This is a genomic window from Alistipes shahii WAL 8301, from assembly GCF_025145845.1.
GTDB lineage: Bacteria > Bacteroidota > Bacteroidia > Bacteroidales > Rikenellaceae > Alistipes > Alistipes shahii.
Genome location: NZ_CP102253.1, coordinates 3,549,809 through 3,568,273, shown reverse-complemented (window position 1 = coordinate 3,568,273; position 18,465 = coordinate 3,549,809). Strand labels below are relative to the sequence as shown.

Genomic DNA, 18,465 nt, shown 5'->3' with positions numbered 1-18,465 from the left:
CGCATCCCGGCAAAACAAGTCGTCCGGCATTTGATTATACCCCCGATTTATATTATCTTTGTCGTAGCAAAATTTTGACGCAATGCCCCAATTCGTACACCTTCACGTACATACGCAATATTCGATCCTCGACGGACAGGCCAGCGTCCAGCGGCTCGTGGACAAGGCCATGGCCGACGGACAGCCCGGCATCGCCGTGACGGACCACGGCGACATGTTCGGCATCAAGGAGTTCTACAACTACGTCCAGAAAGTCAAGGGCAAATGCAAGGACAAGGCCGCCGAGGCGGAGGCCCGCATCGCCGCCCTGCGCGACGGCACGGAGACCTGCGCCGACCCTGCTGCCGAGATCGCCAAATGCGAAAGACAACTGGAGGAGTGCCGGCGCAAACTCGCCTTCAAGCCCATCATCGGCTGCGAGGTCTACGTGGCGCGCCGCCGGCTCCACGACAAGGAGGGCAAGCCCGACCAGAGCGGCTACCACCTGATCCTGCTGGCCAAGAACCTCAAGGGATACCACAACCTCATCAAGATCGTCTCGAAGGCGTGGACCGAAGGTTTCTACATGCGTCCGCGAACCGACCGCACGGAGATCGAGAAATACCACGAAGGGCTGATCTGCTGTTCGGCCTGTCTGGCGGGCGAGGTTCCGCGCGCCATCACGGCCAACGACCTCGAAAAGGCCGAGGAGTCGATCCGATGGCACAAGAAGGTCTTCGGCGACGACTATTACCTCGAACTGCAACTCCACAAGGCCACCGTCGAGCGGGCCAACCACGAGGCCTATCCCATGCAGCTGCACGTGAACAAGCACCTGCGCGAACTGGCCGCGAAGCACAACGTCAGAATGGTCTGCACCAACGACGTGCACTTCGTGGACGAAGACAACGCCGAGGCGCACGACCGGCTGATCTGTCTCTCGACGGGCAAGGACCTCGACGACCCCAAGCGCATGCTCTACTCGAAGCAGGAGTGGCTCAAGACGACGGCCGAGATGGCCGCGATCTTCGGCCAGACCGACCCCGAGGCGATGTCGACGACCGTCGACATCTGCAACCAGATCGAGTGCTACTCGATCGACCATGCGCCGATCATGCCTAACTTCGAGATCCCCGAGGAGTTCGGAACCGAGGCCGAATACCGCGCCCGGCTCACGGAAAAGGACCTTTTCGATGAATTCACGCGCGACGAGAACGGCAACGTGGTGATGTCGGAGGAGGAGGGACTCAAGAAGATTCAGAAATTAGGAGGTTACGACAAACTCTACCGCATCAAGTTCGAGGCCGACTATCTGGCCAAGCTGACGATGGACGGCGCGCACAGGCGCTACGGCGAGCAGCTGACCGAAGAGCAGGAGGAACGGCTGAAATTCGAGCTGCACATTATGAAGACGATGGGTTTCCCGGGCTACTTCCTGATCGTGCAGGACTTCATACGCGCCGCGCGCGAGGAGCTGGACGTGTCGGTGGGTCCGGGCCGCGGATCGGCCGCCGGATCGGCCGTGGCCTACTGCCTCGGCATCACGCAGATCGACCCCATCGCCTACGACCTGCTGTTCGAGCGTTTCCTGAACCCCGACCGTATTTCGCTCCCCGATATTGACGTCGACTTCGACGACGACGGCCGCGGAAGGGTCCTGAACTGGGTGACGCAGAAATACGGCAAGGAGAAGGTGGCGCACATCATCACCTACGGCACGATGGCCACCAAACTGGCCATCAAGGACGTGGCGCGCGTGCAGAAACTGATGCTCTCGGAGTCGGACCGCCTCTGCAAACTCGTGCCGGACAAGATTCCCGACAAGAAGCTCAACTTGCAGAACGCCATCGACTACGTCCCCGAACTGAAAGCCGCCGAACAGTCGGACAACCCGATTCTGCGCGATACGATCCGTTACGCCAAGATGCTCGAAGGAAATGTCCGCAACACGGGCGTGCACGCCTGCGGCACGATCATCTGCCGCGACGACATCACGGACTGGGTCCCCGTCTCGACGGCCGACGACAAGGAGACCGGCGAGAAGATGCTCGTCACGCAGTACGAGGGTTCGGTGATCGAGGACACGGGACTGATCAAGATGGACTTCCTGGGGCTGAAGACCCTTTCGATCATCAAGGACGCCGTGGAGAACATCCGCCTGACCAAGGGCGTGAAGATCGACATCGACGACTTCACGATCATCAACGACCCCGCGACCTACCGCCTCTACGGCGAGGGCCGCACCGTCGGGACGTTCCAGTTCGAGTCCGCGGGCATGCAGAAGTACCTGCGCGAGCTGCAACCCTCGACCTTCGAGGACCTGATCGCGATGAACGCCCTCTACCGGCCCGGCCCGATGGACTACATCCCGGACTTCATCGCCCGCAAGCACGGCCGCAGCCCCATCGAGTACGACATCCCCGTGATGGAGAAGTACCTCAAGGACACCTACGGCATCACGGTCTACCAGGAGCAGGTCATGTTGCTGTCGCGTCTTCTGGCCAACTTCACCCGCGGCGAGTCGGACACGCTCCGCAAGGCCATGGGCAAGAAACTCAAGGACAAGCTGGACCACCTGAAACCCAAGTTCATCGAGGGCGGCAGGAAGAACGGACACGATCCGAAGGTGCTCGAAAAGATCTGGGGCGACTGGGAGAAATTCGCCTCCTACGCGTTCAACAAGTCGCACGCCACGTGCTACTCGTGGGTGGCTTACCAGACGGCCTACCTCAAGGCCAACTACCCTTCGGAGTACATGGCTGCCGTGTTGAGCCGAAACCTCACGAACATCGAGCAGCTGACGCTCTACATGAACGAGTGCAAGCGCATGGGCATCAGCGTCATGGGACCCGACATCAACGAGTCGATGCGGACCTTCTCGTCCAACGCCGCCGGGGACGTGCGCTTCGGCCTCGCGGCGGTGAAGGGCGTCGGTGCGGCGGCCGTGGAGAGCATCATCGCCGAACGCAAGGCCAACGGGCCTTTCAAGGACATATACGACTTCGTCGAGCGCGTGAACTACTCGCTCGTCAACCGCAAATGCCTCGAAAACCTGGCTTACGCCGGGGCGTTCGACTCGATCTCGGATTTCGCACGCTGCAAGTATTTCGGCGTCGACCTGCGCGATTCGAGCGGCATCACCTTCATCGAGCAGCTGATGCGCTACGGGCAGCGGTTCCAGACCGAGCAGAACAACGCCCAGCAGAGTCTGTTCGGCGGCGGCGAGCACGTGGACATCCAGCGCCCGGTGCTTCCGGCCTGCGCCGACTGGAGCCAGTTGGAAAAACTCACGAAGGAGCGCGAAATGGTGGGCCTTTACCTCTCGGCGCACCCGCTCGACGATTACAAAATCATCATCGACCACATGTGCAAGACCCAGCTTTCGGAGCTGGAGAACCTCGACGCCCTCAAGGGGCAGGAGATCGCCGTGGCGGGCATGGTCGTGGGCGTGCAGAACCTGATGACCAAGACCGGCAAGCCGTGGGGCAAGTTCAAACTCGAGGACTACAACGGAGGCCACGAGTTCGCCCTCTTCGGCAAGGACTACGAGAATTTCCGCAAATACCTTTTCCCGGACTATTTCCTCTTCGTCCGGGGCCGCGTGCAGGCCAAGCCCTACAACGACAAGGAGCTGGAATTCAAGATCATTTCGATGGTTCAGTTGCAGGAGATGCGCGACACGATCAAGGAGATGATCGTGCAGCTGCCGATCGAGGAGGTGACCGAAGCGTTCATCCACGACCTGACGGAGAGGGTCCGCGAGTCGAAGGGCGACACGCTGCTGCGCCTGAACGTCTACGACCGCGGAGCGCAGGTCTCGCTGCGCCTCTTCTCGAAAAGCCACAAGGTGAGCCTCTCGCAATCTCTGGTCGGATATTTGGACGACAACAGCATCCACTACTCAATCGCATAAGCATACTTTAATTGATAATCAACAAAAAACTCAAAGCTATGGCATTGGCAATCAACAAAGACAATTTCGAAGCGCTGGTCGCAGGCGATCAGCCGGTGGTCATCGACTTCTGGGCCGAATGGTGCGGTCCCTGCCGCACGATGTCGCCCATCGTGGACGAACTGGCTGCGGAATACGAAGGCAAGGTCGTCATCGGCAAGTGCGACGTCGAGGAGAACGACGACATCACGATGAAGTACGGCGTGAGGAACATCCCGACGATCGTCTTCCTCAAGGGCGGCGAGCTGGTCGACAAGCAGGTCGGCGCATGCCCGAAGGATGCCCTGAAGGCCAAGATCGAGAAGCTTCTCTGATGCTGCGCGCCATCGACTTCCACGGGCTGAAAGGCGTGGAGTTCTCCAAGGGGGAGTATACGGCGCTGCTGATTCCGGAGATGGGGGCCAACCTCGTGCGGCTGGCCAACACCCGGCTGGGCGCGGAGATTCTGCGCACGCCCGGACCCGGGGAGATCGAGACGTTCCGGAGCCGTCCGCAGGTCTTCGGGCTTCCGATCCTGTTCCCGCCCAACCGCATCGCCGACGGCCGTTACGTCTTCGAGGGACGCACGTACCAGTATCCCATCACCATCGAGAGGGAACGGAACTACCACCACGGCGTCCTCAAGAGCGAGGCGTTCCTGGTGTCGAAGGCCCGCGAGACGGACAGGGAGGTGATGATCGAATGCCGTTACTACGCCAATGCGGGGAACGATGCCGTTTACCGCGATTTCCCGCACGAGTTCAAGTGCAAGATCACCTACCGGCTCACGGCCGAAGGGTTGGAGCAGGAGGTGGTGTTCTTCAACCGCAGCGAGACCCGCATGCCCCTGGGCGTGGGTTTTCACACCCCGCTGACGATTCCCTTTGCGGGCGGGACCGACGCCGACTACGTGATGCGCCTGGCTGTCGGGGAAGAGGTCGAACTCGACGGCCGCAACCTTCCGACGGGACGCAGGCTGCCGCTGTCGGAGCAATTTTCCAAATTGCGCCGCGAAGGGCTTCAGGTCACCGGCTGCGGGCCGATCGAGGCGGGTTTTACGCTGCGCGAGATCGACGTGGACGGCAAACCGTTCCGCGGCGCGCTGGTCGAGCACCTGCGCACGGGCGCGAGAACCTGCTACGAGGTCGACGAGCAGACGACCTACTGGACGCTGTGGAACAACGGAGGGCAAGTGCCCTACTGCTGTCCCGAGCCGCAGACATGGACCACGAACGCCCCCAACGCCGCCGATCCCGCGGCCGAAGGGTTTCGGGCCATTGACCCGGGCGAGTCGTGGCGCACGACTTTCCGCCTGTATGCGAAATAGGGGTAAAAAAAGAGGATCGCCAGTCGATCCTCTTTTTTGTCTCAAAACCTCTCGTGGAAGACCGTCGCGGAGAGCGGTTTGCGCAGCGTGTCGTGGCGGTTGGGATCGGCCGCCGGGCCGTCGCCGTAGCCGATCAGCAGGATGTTCACGGGTTCGACGTTCGCCGGAAGGGCGAACTCCTCGCGCACGGCTTCGGGTTTGAACATGCAGATCCACAGCGTGTCGAGGTTCAGCGACGCGGCGGCAAGCATCATGTGGTCGGTGACGATCGACGCGTCGATGTCCGAAATGTTCTTGCCGTCGTACTTGCGGGTCCACGCCTCGGAGGTGTCGGCGCAGACGATGACGGCCGTCGGGGCGCCGAAATCGCGCGTGCAGCGCGCAAGGCGTTCCATGCCCTCCTTCGACTGCACGACCACCAGCCGCTGGGGCTGGCGGTTGGCGCCCGTGGGGGCCACGCGGCCCGCTTCGAGGATCAGCTCCAGTTTCTCCGGCTCCACTTGCCTGGAGAGGTATTTGCGGCAGGCGTACCGCTTTTTCGCCAGTTTCAGAAAATCCATTTGCAAAGGTTTTAATTATATAAAGGTACGGACAGGCCGGGCGATTCGAAACCTCCCGACCGGTAAAAAGGGCCGTTACGCCTCCAAAGGTATAAAAATTCGCGCCGTTATACAACCGGGCGCTCCGTTTTGGCAGGTCCGGCTGACAGAATGGCAGAAAAAAAGTACTGGCACACCGTTTGTTGCAGGAAGGGCAGGAAATCAAATACAACAACAACGATAGCACTATGAAAAACGGAAAAATCGGAGTTACGACGGAGAACATTTTCCCCGTCATCAAGAAATTCCTCTACTCGGACCATGAAATTTTCCTGCGCGAGCTGATTTCGAACGCCGTGGACGCCACCCAGAAGCTGAAAACCCTCTCGTCGATCGGCGAGGCCAAGGGCGATCTGGGCGATGTGACGATCCGCGTCGCCGCCGACAAGGAGAAGAAAACGCTCACCGTGACCGACCGCGGCGTCGGCATGACGGCCGAGGAGGTGGACAAATACATCAACCAGATCGCCTTCTCGGGCGCCGAGGAGTTCATGGAGAAGTATAAGAACCAGGCCATTATCGGACATTTCGGACTGGGATTCTACTCGGCATTCATGGTGTCGGACAAGGTCGAGATTTTCACGAAATCCTATAAAGAGGGTTCTAAAACCGTACATTGGAGCTGCACCGGGTCGCCCGAGTTCGAGATGGAGGAGACTGACGAGGCACGCGACCGCGGCACGACCATCGTGCTGCACCTCTCGGAGGATTCGCTCGAATACGCCGAGGATGCGCAGGTCGAGGCCCTGCTGAAGAAGTACTGCCGCTTCCTGCCCGTGCCCATCGCCTTCGGCAAGGTCAAGGAGTGGAAGGACGGCAAATACGTCGACACCGACAAGGACAACATCATCAACAACGTCGAGCCGCTGTGGACCCGCAAGCCCGCCGACATCACCGAGGAGCAGTACAAGGAGTTCTACCGCGAACTCTACCCGATGAGCGACGAGCCGCTGTTCTCGATCCACCTCAATATCGACTATCCGTTCCACCTGACGGGCATCCTCTACTTCCCGAAGATTCACAACAACTTCGAGATCCAGAAGAACAAGATCCAGCTCTATTCGAATCAGGTCTATGTGACGGATCAGGTCGAGGGCATCGTGCCGGAGTACCTGACGCTGCTGCACGGCGTGATCGACTCGCCGGACATTCCGCTCAACGTATCGCGCAGCTACCTGCAAAGCGACGCCAACGTGAAGAAGATTTCGAGCTACATCACCCGCAAGGTCGCAGACCGCTTGCAGGAGTTGTTCTCGACCATGCGTTCGGACTACGAGGCGAAGTGGGACGACCTGAAAATCTTCATCCAGTACGGCATCCTCACCGACGAGAAGTTCGCCGAGAAGGCCGCCGGGATCATGCTCTGGAAGAACGTCGAAGGCAAATATTTCACCCCCAAGGAGTATGCGGAGAAGGTGAAGGAGAACCAGACCGACAAGAACAAGACGGAGGTGTTCCTCTATGTGGACGATCCCGTGGAGAAGCACACGTTCCTCGAAGCGGCCAAAGGCAAGGGATACGACGTGCTGGTGATGGACGGGCAGCTGGACAGCCACTACATCAACTGGTACGAGTCGAAGAACAAGGAGTCGCGTTTCGTGCGCGTCGACAGCGACGTGGTCGACAAGCTGATCCAGAAGGAGGAGAATGTCAAGATGTCGCTCACCGAGGGCCAGCAGGAGGTGCTGACGCCCGTTTTCGAGAGCCAGATGCCCAAGGACGACAAGATTCACTACAACATCTCGTTCGAGGCCATGTCGCCCGACGAGGCTCCGGTGGTGATCACGCAGAACGAGTTCATGCGCCGCATGAAGGAGATGGCCCAGACGGGCGGCGGGGGCATGAGCCAGTTCTACGGACAGATGCCCGACAACTTCACCATCGCGGTCAACGCCAACCACCCCATCGTCATCGACATCCTCGCCGACGTGGAGAAGTCCTACGGCGACAAACTGAAGTCGATCACCAAGAAGATCGACGCCGCGGTGGCCGAGGAGAAGCGTTTCGACGAGGTCGTGAGGGGCAAGAAGGAGGAGGAACTTTCGTCCGAGGAGAAATCCACGCGCGAGGAGCTGTCGAAGAAGATCGTCACCCTGCGCGACGAGCGCAACCAGCGTCTGCGCGAGATCGGCGGCGAAAACCGCCTCGTCAAGCAGATCATCGACCTGGCGCTGCTGACCAACGGCATGCTCAAGGGCAAGAACCTGACGGATTTCATCCAGCGTTCGATTTCGCTGATCGGAAAATAGTTTTTGAAGGGTTTGCAGAGAAGGGGCCGCACTTTCGGAGTGCGGTCCCTTTTCCGTTCCGGGCCATCCAACCGTTTTTTGCGGAAACAGTTGCAAAAACAGCAAAAAAAGACTACATTTGTTTGTCACTACAAACCCAACCAACCTGCCATGAGAAACCTTCTGTTCCTGATCGCAGCGGCGCTCGGTGCGCTGCTGCCGTCCTGCACCCCGGCCGACCGGGTCGTGGAAAACCCGCTGATCGAAACGGCCAACACCCGGACGCTCGACATCGTGAAAGTCGAATTGAGCGACACGGCGACCGTGCTCCACGTGAACGCCTACTACCGGCCCAAAAACTGGATCGTCATTTCGTCGGACAGCTATCTGCAAATCCCCGCCCGGAGATTCATGCTCACCGGGGCCGAAGGCATAACGCCCGACTCGCTGTTCTGGATGCCGAAGTCGGGCCGCGCGTCGTTCGTGCTGCGGTTTCCTCCCCTGCCCCGCGGAACAAAGTCGTTCGACTTCATCGAATCGGACTGCGACGACTGTTTCAAACTCTACGGCGTGGACCTGACGGGCAAAACGGAGTACCCCGAATTTCCCGAGGGGCTGCCCCGGGAGCTGCGCAAGGCCCCGAAGGACGGTCCGGTGCCCGATCCGATCTTCGCCGTCGGCGAAACGAGGGTCAACATCCACCTGTTAGGATTCCGCGAAGGGATGTACAAGGACATGACGCTTTATATCAATTCGATGCTGACCGGTCACGAGCGCAAAGACGCTCCCATCGACCCCGAGACGGGCGTTGCGACCTTTAAATTCGGGCAATACGGCCCGTCGCTGATCTATGGCAATCCGGCCGGTCCCGGCTCGATGCACCTGAATTTCTGGACGGCTCCCGGGGAAACCGCGGATATTTACGTTGACCTCACAGAGAAGGGCAAATCCATCGTCCAGCGCCGCGGCAAGGAACGAAAAGCCTCACACGACCGTAAGCTGTATGCGACGGGAACCTATGCCGACCTGAATATGCTGTACGACATGAGGGCCGAAAAACAGATCGGGTTCGATTTCTATACGGGCAAATTCGCGGATTACCGGATGACGGCGGACGAATATGCGCAGATGATCGTATCCAAATACAAAATGCTGACCGACAGCGTCGCCCGCAGCGGCATGTCGGAGATGATGAAGGAACTGAACCTGCTCTCGCTCAAGCAGGAGGCTCTCTGTGTCATGGTAACGTGCAGCAGTCTTCTCGAACACAACTACCGCTCGGTAAACAATCTTTGGGACCGCAATGCAAAGATCGACTACAAATTTGCCACACTGGAGCCGAAACATTATGCCGCTGTCTGCGGATTGTTCGACATCAATGACCCGAAACTGCTGATGGGCGAGTTCGAACCCGACTACCGGACAGCCATCAGCTACTCGGCTTTCGACTGGGCGGATATTATCCATGCAGAGAACGGTCTTGTCGTAGATCTGCGCAAAGCCGTTCCGATGGCCGCGAAAGCCGCGAACTGCGAACTCACCGAGGCTGACCTCGCCTCGCTCCGTTCGCTGAAGAATCCGTTCTACGCCGAGGCGTGCGAGGCTATTCAGGCCAGGGTGCGCAGGGAGCTGGCGGCGCTGGAAGGCAAGGTGAAGATCGAAGAGACGCCCGACGTGGCCCCCGACAAGCTTTTCGACGCCATCGTCGCGCCCTGCAAGGGCAAGGTCGTGCTGGTCGATTTCTGGAACACCTGGTGCGGACCCTGCCAGGCGGCGATCAAGGCCAACGAGCCGCTGAAAACCGGGGAACTGAAATCGGACGACATCGTGTGGATTTACCTTGCCAACGAGACCTCGCCGCTGGTGACCTACAAGACCCAGATCGGCAAAATCGCCGGCAAGCATTACCGGCTGAACGAGGAGCAATGGAAATATCTGTGCGAAAAGTTCAAAGTCGACGGCATCCCCTCCTACGTGCTCGTCGACCGGGACGGCAACAGCAAACTGCGCAACGACCTGCGCAACCACGACAAGCTGAAAAAGACGCTCAAAAAGATGATCGAATAACGGAAACGGCCGCCCCTTGCAGGGCGGCCGTTTTGTCTGCGCCAAGGACGGGCGGCACGGAATCCCGAGGGTCCGGGACTTCACAGGCGCGGCGTCTACGCCTTGCGCCGTTCGATTTCGCTGATATTTTCAATTTTCTTCTTCCGGAGGAAACCGTAGACCCCGTCGAGGTGCTCGGTGACGCGGCCGTGGGAGAATTCGTAGATTTTGGATGTCAGCCCGTCGAGAAAATCGCGGTCGTGGGAGACGACGATCAGCGTGCCGTCGAAAGCCATCAGCGCCTCTTTGAGAATCTCCTTGGTCTTCAGGTCGAGGTGGTTGGTCGGCTCGTCGAGGATCAGCAGGTTGACCGGTTCCAGCAACAGCTTGATCATCGCCAGACGCGTCCGTTCGCCGCCCGACAACACCTTTACGAGCTTCTCGCTGGCCTCCTTGCCGAACATGAAGGCCCCCAGAATGTCGCGGATACGGGTCCGGATGTCGCCCACGGCGATGTCGTCGACGGTCTTGAAGACGGTGATCGACTCGTCGAGCCCCGACGCTTCGTTCTGCGCGAAGTAACCGATCCGGACGTTATGGCCGATCCGGATCTCGCCCTCGAAGTCGATCTGCCCCATGATGGCCTTGACCATCGTCGACTTGCCCTCGCCGTTGCGCCCCACGAAAGCCACCTTGTCGCCGCGCCCGATGGTGATCGACACGTCGCTGAACACCCGGTGGTCGCCGTACGCCTTGCCCAGTTCGGAGGTGATGACCGGATAGGAACCCGAACGCGGGGCGGGCGGAAAGCGCAGGTTCAGCGCCGACCGGTCCTCCTCGTCCACCTCGATGAGTTCCAGTTTTTCGAGCATCCGCACGCGCGACTGCACCTGATTGGTCTTCGAATAGGTCCCCTTGAAACGCTCGATGAACTCGCGGGTCTCGGCGATCATCTTCTGCTGGTTGTCGTAGGCCGCCTGCTGCTGCTCGCGACGCTCCCTGCGGAGTTCGAGGTAATGGGAGTAGTTGACCTTGTAGTCGTAGATGCGTCCGCGGGCGATCTCGATGGTGCGCGTGGTGATGTGGTCCACGAAAGCCTTGTCGTGGGAAATGACCATTACGGCCTTGGCGTTGTTCATCAGGAAATCCTCCAGCCACTCGATCGACTCGATGTCGAGGTGGTTCGTCGGCTCGTCCAAGAGCAGCAGGTCGGGTTTCTGCAACAGCAGCTTGGCCAGCTCGATGCGCATGCGCCAGCCGCCCGAGAATTCGGAGGTCTGGCGCGTGAAGTCGCTCCGTTCGAAGCCCAGCCCCAGCAGAATGCGCTCTACGTCTTCCTGATAGTTGGTGAGGTCCACGGCATAGAACTTCTCGGAGATGGCCGTGACCTCCTCGATCAGCCGCATATACGACTCGCTTTCGTAGTCGGTGCGGGTCGTGAGCTGCTCGTTGAGCGCCGCGATCCGCCGCTCGATTTCGAACAGGTGTTCGAAGGCCCGCGACGCCTCCTCGACGAGCGTGCGCCCGTCCTCCACCTGAAGGTGCTGGGGCAGATACCCCACTTTCCCGCCTTCGCCCACGGTCACGCGCCCCCGCGTGGCCGAACGCACTCCGGCGATGATCTTCAGCAGGGTCGATTTGCCCGCTCCGTTTTTGCCCATCAGGGCGATCCGGTCCTTGTCGCCGATCGTGAAGGAGATGTCTTTGAAAAGCGTCGTGCCGCTGAACTCTACGGTGAGGCCGTCTATTGAAATCATAAGTTGTCGCAAATTGAGCCGCAAAGGTACGAATAAGCGATGGCAATGTCAAATTTACTTGAACATTGCCGAGCGGGAGTATCCAAAGGTACGAAACGTCGGGCGCAGAAGCGAACGCCGGTTTGCTTCCGCCCCGACGGAGCGGTCCCGGAATCCGGACTGCGGGGAGGGACTTTCCGGGCGATGAAAATGCCGTCACGGCGCAGAAAAAACCGCTTCGCAGGGCGAAGCGGCATGAATCGGACCCGAAACGGGGCGTCTTATTCGGTCCAGCGGCTGCGGATCAGCTCCAGGAACCATTCCGGACAGCGGCACGGACGCCGCGAATCGCTGTGGATGAAGCCCAGCTGGGTCATGCCCGTATTGAGCAGGTCGCCCCGCTCGTTGTAGATTTCGTAGAAGAAATTGATGCGTGTCGAGGGCATTTCCCGGAGGATGATGCGCACGGTCAGCAGTTCGTCGAAATAGGCCGGCTTGCGGTATTTCGACTGCACTTCGAGGATCGGCATCATAATGCCCCGCCGTTCGACCTCGGCGAACGACATGCCCAGCGCGCGCAGGAACTCGCTGCGGGCGGCTTCGTAGTAGCAGATGTAATTCGAATGGTGGCAAATGGCCATCTGGTCGGTGTGCTTGTACCACACGCGTATCTGACAATCGTGACTTAACATGTTTTCTTTATTTTTCGGTTTGCAGGGAATATCCAAGTAACAATTCGGCCTCTGCGGTTTTCCCCTCATCCAGCAGCCGGCGGATCACGGTCGAACTGACATGCTCGCCGTCGACCCTGCACGGACCCACCTTCACGACGCGGAGCCGTCCCGACGCCGCGAGCGTGTCGCAGTCGATCCGGTCGTGGCCGAAACGGTGGTTGTAGCCCGCGACGAGCGTTTCGGCGCCGACCTTTCCGATCAGGTAATCGTCCGCGAACTCCTCTCCAGACAAGGCGCTGAACGCCCTGTCGAAGGGAATGACGATCACGTTATCCACCCCCAGCTCTTCCAGCAGGGCCGTTTTCTCGTCGAGCGTCGTCAGCAGCCGCAGCCCTTCGGCCTTTCCCAGCGTGATGCGCGGGTGCGGCTCGAAGGTCAGCACGATGCTTTCGCCGCCGTTGGCGCGGGCCTCGGCGATCAGCCGCCCGATCAGGGCGCGGTGGCCCAGGTGCACGCCGTCGTACGACCCGACGGTGACCGCCGGACGGACGAAGTGCGGAAGTGCGTCGAAACCGTGAAATACCCTCATCTCTCTCTCCCTCTCCGGCACACGGTTACGAATTGCTCCCGTCGCTCTCCTTGACGAAGTAGGCGACTTTTTCGAGCAGCGTGGTGATGTCGTAATTCTCGACGATGATCCCCTGCGGGAAGTTCAGCGGCGTGGAGGTGAAATTCAGCACCCCCCGTATGCCGGCATTGATGATCGGCAGCACGAGATTCGGAGCCACCTTCGTCGGCGAGGAGACGATGACGATCGAGATGTCCTTGTCCTCGACCACCTCCTCGAAGGAGTCCATATGGTAGCACGGGATGCCGTCGATCGTCTTGCCGACCTTTTCGGGGTCGACGTCGAACGCCGCGGTGATCTTCAGCTTGAGCCCCTTGCCGTTGAAATATTTGGTGATGGCCTGGCCCAGATGGCCCATGCCCAGCACGGCGATGTTCATGGGCGAGGGGCTGTCGAGGATGCGGCTGATGTACTCGATCAGCACCTGCACGTCATAGCCCTTCTTCGTGTCGCTCGAGAAGCCGATCAGCATCAGGTCGCGGCGCACCTGCACGGCCGTGATGCCGTGGATGCCGGCCAGTACGTGCGAAAAGATATGCGTGATGCCCTGCCGATGGCTGGCGAGCAGCGTGCGGCGGTACTCGCTCAATCGCTCGATGGTTTTCTCGGGAATCGTATTCGTCAAAGTTGCCATGGCTCTGTCATTCGATGGTTATGGTGTAGTCGCTGTTGTAGTTGACCCGCGTCCAGTTGCGGTTGACGTGGTTCTCGCGGCCTTCGTTCTGCCCGAACCGATAGGTCGTCTGCAACGGCGTGTAGCGGCGGTCTTCGAGGTCGTACTCGATGTCGCCGTACATGGCCGGGGCGAAGATCATCGCCGTGTCGTAGCCCCGGTAGGAAAAGAGGGTCGGCAGCGCGCAGAACGAACGGATGTAGGCGTCGTCGAACGCCCGCACGGTCTCCGAGTCGCGTTTGGCGTGGTAGGTCGAGAAGAAGATCACGCGGTTCTTGAAGAACATCGCGCGGTCGACGGTGTTGTAGCGGTTCCAGCGGGTGTTGCCCAGCACCACGAAGCGGGGCGCCGTGCGGCCGCGGCTCGTAAGGCTCGTATCGGCCGAGGCCAGAGCCGCGAGAATGCGGTCGATGTCCACCTCGTTGTCGGAGAGGATGATGAAAACGTTGTCGTCCGTATTCTCCAGCAGCGGCGTGAGGTCGCTCGGGCTGTCGGCCGAGCGGGCCGTGGGATGCTCGTATTTATAGGTATAGCGGCGGTACTCCGAATCGCCCAGCAGCGCGAGCATCTCGCGCTCGAACTCCTTGTCGGCAGACTCGGTGCAGATCAGCGTCACGCGCTTGTCGCCGTTCACCAGATCGCCCGCCTTCTCGTACTTGCGCGAAGGGTCGGGCGCGAGCTGGAACAGCACGTCGCTGTTCATCCCCTCGATATTGGCCAGCGGCGACACCACGGGAATCTTTTTCTCCTCGGCGAAGCGGATCACCGGATACAGCCCCTCCTCGTAGACGGGGCCGACGATCAGGTCGGCTTTCCGGAAGGCGTCGCTTTCGACGATTTCGCGGATGCGCGCCGTGTCGCGGGCCGTGTTGTAGAGGTCCACGTTCACCGAACGTCCGTATTTGAGCTTCACGCTGTCCAGCCCCAGCAGAAAACCCTGATAGAACTCCAGGTAGTTGCCGTTAGGCTCGCCGCCCGTGGCGAGGGGCAGCAGCAGCGCCACGTCGAGCGGGTCGCCGGCCCGGAGCGCCCGGAAGTCGATCTGCACGACCTGCTGCCCGGTCTCCGGCACGCTGTCCTGCCGTTGGAGGCTGTCGGCGCCCTCCGGAATCTGTCCGGCCTCGGGCGCGGGAATCTTGACCATGGCCCCGGCCTTGAGGTCCACGGGTTTCAGTCCGCCGTTGAGCGCGCTGAACTCCGCCTCGGTGATCCCGAAGCGGCGCGAGAGCGAATAGAACGTCTCGCCCGGATGGACGATGTGGTAGGCCGTGCCTTCCTCGGCCACGCTGTTCAGCGACTGCCGGTACTCCTCCCACTGCTCCTTCGTTCCGGCTTCGTCCTCCGAGCCGATCTGTTTCCTGCGGATCAGGATGCGTTCGCCGAGGCGCATGTGCAGCGGGTCGAGGTTCGGGTTGTCCTCCAGAAGGGTTTTCACCGGAATCTCGTACTGCCGCGAAATGGCGTAGAGCGTCTCGCCCTTCGACACGAAATGGAAGTCGAAGGTCTTGCGCAGCTTCTTGTCCGACTTGGGTTCGGGAACGTCGGCCACGAAGGGGATCTTGATATTCTCGGCGGTTTTCAGGCCGCGGGCGATCGAGGGGTTGTTTTCGAGAATCACCTTCTCGCCCACCCCGTAGGTTTTCGAAAGCCCGTAGAGCGTCTCGCCCGCCTGCACCGTGTGGATGTAGTATTTCGCACCGTTGATGTAGACGATCGTTGCGGACTTCCCCGCCGCAACGGCGCAGAAAGCCCACACGATCATCAGAGCTGCGGCACAGAGTCGTTTCATCGTCATTTCATTTTATCGCGCATCCGGATTTCGGTGATGACCTTCTTGGTGTAGAGCGGGAAATCGCCGTTCATCATCCAGGCGTAGTAGCTCGGCTCGATGCGGAACACCTCGGCCACCGAACGGCCCTTGTACTTGCCGAACCCGAAGACCTCCTCGCCCTTCTCGTTGTAGAGGATGCGCCCGGCGTAGTCGGCCGATTCGGCGCGGCACGAGTATTCGGCCAGCTTGTCGATGTCGTTCTCCAGATCGTCGTAACGGTCCAGCTGGGCCTTCAGCACCTCGTAGGTGGCCTTCGTGTCGGCCTCGGCCGAGTGGGCCTCCTCCAGGTCCTTGTCGCAGTAGAACTTGTAGGCCGCGACCAGCGTGCGCTGCTCCTTCTTGTGGAAGATGTTCTGCACGTCGATGAACTTGCGGCGCTTGAAGTCCACGTCCACGCCGGCGCGCAGGAACTCCTCGACCAGCACCGGCAGGTCGAAGCGGTTCGAGTTGAAGCCGCCGAAGTCGCAGCCGCGGATGAACTGTTCGAGCGACCGCGCGACCTGCGCGAACGTCGGGCAGTCCCTCACGTCGTCGTCCGTGATGCCGTGTATGGCCGAGGCCTCCTCGGGGATATGCATCCCGGGATTGAGCCGCCGGGTTTTGGTGATCTCCTCGCCGTCGGGCATGACCTTGACCATCGAGATCTCCACGATGCGGTCCCGGGCGGTGTCCACGCCGGTGGTTTCGAGGTCGAAGAAGATGATCGGTCGTTTGAGGTTCAGCTTCATCTGACGGCCGTTATGCGTTGATCATCATCGGCATCAGCAGCATGAGCGTCGCGCTCGGCTGCTTGTCGTCGTAAACGGGTTTGAAGACGCCGGCGCGGGTCGAGTCGGCCAGTTCCACCACCACCGTCGGGGTATCCATGTTCGAGAGGATCTCGACGAGGAACGTCGACTTGAAGCCGATCGAAATGGGCTGCCCGTCGTAGCTGCACGAGATCGTCTCGTTGGCCGACACCGAGAAGTCGATGTCCTGCGCCGTGAGGGTGATCCGGTTGTCGGCGATGTCCATGCGGATCAGGTTCGTCGTGGGGTTCGAGCAGACGGCCACGCGCTTGATGCCGTTGACCAGCTCGATGCGGTCCACCAGCACCTTGTTGGGGTTGTTGGACGGAATCACGGCGTTGTAGTTCGGGTAGTTGCCCTCGATCAGGCGGCAGACGAGCGTGTGGCTCTTGAGTTTGAACAGGGCGTTCTTCGAATCGAACGCCATTTCGATCGCGTCGTCCTCCTTCAGCAGCACCGACTTGAGCAGGTTGGCGGGCTTCTTCGGGAGGATGAACGACGCCGTCACCTCGTTTTCGGTCTCGGCCTCGTACTTCACGAGTTTGTGCGCATCGGTTCCCACGAACGTCAGCGCGTCGGGCGCCAGATTGATATAGATGCCGTTCATCACGGGGCGCAGTTCGTCGTCCGCCGTGGCGAAAATCGTCTTGTTGATGCCGTTCACGAGGGTGTCGACGTCGAGGCGCAGCTCCTTTTTCTCGGCGTTCAGCTGCGGCACGGCGGGATAGCTGACGGCGCTGGCTCCGGGAATCGAGAGCGATCCGCTCTTCCAGTTGATCTTGATCTCCCAGTTCTTGTCGTTGACCTCGATGGTCAGCGGCAGTTCGGGGAACTCCTTCAGCGAGTCGAGCATCAGTTTGGCCGGCGCGGCGATCGTACCTTCGCTCTCGACGCTGTCCACCTCGATCTGCCCGACGAGCGTCGTCTCAAGGTCCGACGTGGTGACTTGCAGCGTGTTGCCGTTGAGTTCCAAGAGGAAGTAGTCCAGGATGGGCAGCGTGTTCTTATTGCTGATGACCTTGCCGGTGGTAGCCAGAAGCGAAAGCAGGGCCGAGCTTGATACGGAAAATTTCATACGTTGTTTCTGTTTTGTCTGTTTATGGTTTCTTACTCTAAAATTGCCAGTTTGTCGAGGGCCGTTTCGATCATCTTCCGCACGAACGGCTTGTAGTCGGTGTTCACGTCCTGCGCGATGCGCTGGGCGATGATCGTGCAGATCGTGGCGGCGCGGTGACCCATCAGGGCGGCCAGCCCCGCGAGCGCCGAACCCTCCATCTCGAAGTTGGTGATGCGGCGGCCTTCGTAGCCGAACGACTCGATCTTCTCGTTCAGCCGGGCGTCGTGCGGTTCGAGCCGCACCCAGCGGCCCTGCGGGGCGTAGAATCCCGGAGCGGCGATGGTGATGCCCTCGCGCGTGACGTCGCTGAAATGCTCGAACAGGGTCTTGTCGGCGTCGACGAAATAGGGGCGCGGCATCTTCTCGTACCAGCCCGTATGTTTTACGAACGCCTCTTCGAGCGCCAGGTCGCAGACCGCGTCGCGGCCCTTGTAGTAGCTCAACAGGCCGTCGAAGCCGCACGAAGTGCGCGAGAAGACGAATTCACCGACCTTGATGTCGGGCTGAATGGCGCCCGAAGTGCCCAGCCGCACCAGCGTGAGCCGCTTTTTTTCGGCCTTCTCCTGCCGCGTGGCGAAATCGACGTTGGCCAGCGCGTCCAGCTCCGTGACGCAGATGTCGATGTTGCCGATGCCGATGCCGGTCGAGAGGACCGTCATGCGTTTTCCTTTATAGCTGCCCGTCACGGTCTTGAACTCGCGGTTCGAAACCTCGCACTCCTTCGTGTCGAAAAATCCGGCTACGAGGGCCACGCGGCCGGGGTCGCCGACCAGGATCACCGTGTCGGCCAGCTGCCCGGGATGCAGGTGCAGGTGAAAAATCGAACCGTCGTCGTTGATAATCAATTCGGAAGCGGGAATGGTTCTCATAATTGTCGTTTTTTAATTTCCATAATTGGCATAAAAGTA

The 18,465-nt window shown here is 60.1% G+C and carries 14 protein-coding genes; 5 read left to right on the top strand and 9 right to left on the bottom strand.

The genetic code is table 11. The features are described 5' to 3' along the window. The first annotated feature begins 82 nt into the window (after nucleotides 1-82). Genes dnaE through NQ492_RS15125 form a run of 3 tightly spaced genes read left to right on the top strand, consistent with a single transcriptional unit; the run spans nucleotide 83 to nucleotide 5,237 of the window. Entirely contained in the window at nucleotides 83-3,892 is a 3,810-nt protein-coding gene (dnaE, locus tag NQ492_RS15135; RefSeq protein ID WP_015546099.1) for a DNA polymerase III subunit alpha, read from the top strand. A gap of 38 nt (nucleotides 3,893-3,930) precedes the next feature. Continuing rightward, on the top strand, nucleotides 3,931-4,245 hold the full coding sequence (trxA, locus tag NQ492_RS15130) for a thioredoxin (protein WP_022061499.1): 315 nt from the start codon (nucleotides 3,931-3,933) through the stop codon (nucleotides 4,243-4,245). Continuing rightward, on the top strand, nucleotides 4,245-5,237 hold the full coding sequence (locus tag NQ492_RS15125) for an aldose 1-epimerase (RefSeq protein ID WP_015546098.1): 993 nt from the start codon (nucleotides 4,245-4,247) through the stop codon (nucleotides 5,235-5,237). The genes trxA and NQ492_RS15125 overlap by 1 nt, the downstream gene beginning before the upstream one ends. A 41-nt stretch (nucleotides 5,238-5,278) precedes the next feature. Here NQ492_RS15125 and NQ492_RS15120 read toward each other — a convergent pair whose 3' ends face one another. Then, nucleotides 5,279-5,797 (bottom strand): nitroreductase family protein, encoded by a 519-nt coding sequence (locus tag NQ492_RS15120; RefSeq protein WP_015546097.1) that lies wholly within the window; start codon nucleotides 5,795-5,797, stop codon nucleotides 5,279-5,281. Between the two features lie 227 nt (nucleotides 5,798-6,024). Between NQ492_RS15120 and htpG the strand changes: the two genes are divergently transcribed. Together htpG and NQ492_RS15110 are read left to right on the top strand one after the other, a co-directional pair. Then, nucleotides 6,025-8,085, top strand: coding sequence for a molecular chaperone HtpG (htpG, locus tag NQ492_RS15115; RefSeq protein WP_044054679.1), 2,061 nt, complete (start codon nucleotides 6,025-6,027; stop codon nucleotides 8,083-8,085). A gap of 150 nt (nucleotides 8,086-8,235) precedes the next feature. Continuing rightward, a complete protein-coding gene (locus NQ492_RS15110) occupies nucleotides 8,236-10,131 on the top strand; it encodes a thioredoxin domain-containing protein (protein WP_015546096.1) in 1,896 nt (631 codons plus the stop codon). A gap of 95 nt (nucleotides 10,132-10,226) precedes the next feature. On the opposite strand, the gene NQ492_RS15105 is transcribed toward NQ492_RS15110, so the two are convergent. The 8 genes from NQ492_RS15105 to NQ492_RS15070 all read right to left on the bottom strand — a co-directional run bounded on the left by NQ492_RS15105 (nucleotide 10,227) and on the right by NQ492_RS15070 (nucleotide 18,426). Next, a complete protein-coding gene (locus NQ492_RS15105; protein ID WP_015546095.1) occupies nucleotides 10,227-11,867 on the bottom strand; it encodes an ABC-F family ATP-binding cassette domain-containing protein in 1,641 nt (546 codons plus the stop codon). 260 nt (nucleotides 11,868-12,127) lie between these two features. Beyond that, the gene (locus tag NQ492_RS15100; RefSeq protein ID WP_022061873.1) at nucleotides 12,128-12,538 is read right to left on the bottom strand and encodes an acyl-CoA thioesterase; all 411 of its coding nucleotides are present in this window, start codon (nucleotides 12,536-12,538) and stop codon (nucleotides 12,128-12,130) included. A gap of 7 nt (nucleotides 12,539-12,545) precedes the next feature. Beyond that, nucleotides 12,546-13,109, bottom strand: a complete 564-nt coding sequence (locus NQ492_RS15095) for an FAD synthetase family protein (RefSeq protein WP_015546094.1) — start codon at nucleotides 13,107-13,109, stop codon at nucleotides 12,546-12,548. Between the two features lie 25 nt (nucleotides 13,110-13,134). Then, entirely contained in the window at nucleotides 13,135-13,782 is a 648-nt protein-coding gene (locus tag NQ492_RS15090; protein ID WP_022061871.1) for a redox-sensing transcriptional repressor Rex, read from the bottom strand. A 7-nt stretch (nucleotides 13,783-13,789) separates the two neighbouring features. Continuing rightward, nucleotides 13,790-15,616, bottom strand: a complete 1,827-nt coding sequence (locus NQ492_RS15085; protein WP_015546093.1) for an amino acid ABC transporter substrate-binding protein — start codon at nucleotides 15,614-15,616, stop codon at nucleotides 13,790-13,792. After that, nucleotides 15,613-16,380: a 3'-5' exonuclease gene (locus NQ492_RS15080; protein ID WP_015546092.1), complete on the bottom strand. Its 768-nt coding sequence runs from the start codon at nucleotides 16,378-16,380 to the stop codon at nucleotides 15,613-15,615. The genes NQ492_RS15085 and NQ492_RS15080 overlap by 4 nt, the downstream gene beginning before the upstream one ends. Before the next feature lie 10 nt (nucleotides 16,381-16,390). After that, entirely contained in the window at nucleotides 16,391-17,515 is a 1,125-nt protein-coding gene (gene dnaN, locus NQ492_RS15075) for a DNA polymerase III subunit beta (RefSeq protein ID WP_015546091.1), read from the bottom strand. A 32-nt stretch (nucleotides 17,516-17,547) separates the two neighbouring features. Beyond that, the gene (locus NQ492_RS15070; RefSeq protein WP_015546090.1) at nucleotides 17,548-18,426 is read right to left on the bottom strand and encodes a nucleoside phosphorylase; all 879 of its coding nucleotides are present in this window, start codon (nucleotides 18,424-18,426) and stop codon (nucleotides 17,548-17,550) included. Nucleotides 18,427-18,465: the final 39 nt, after the last annotated feature.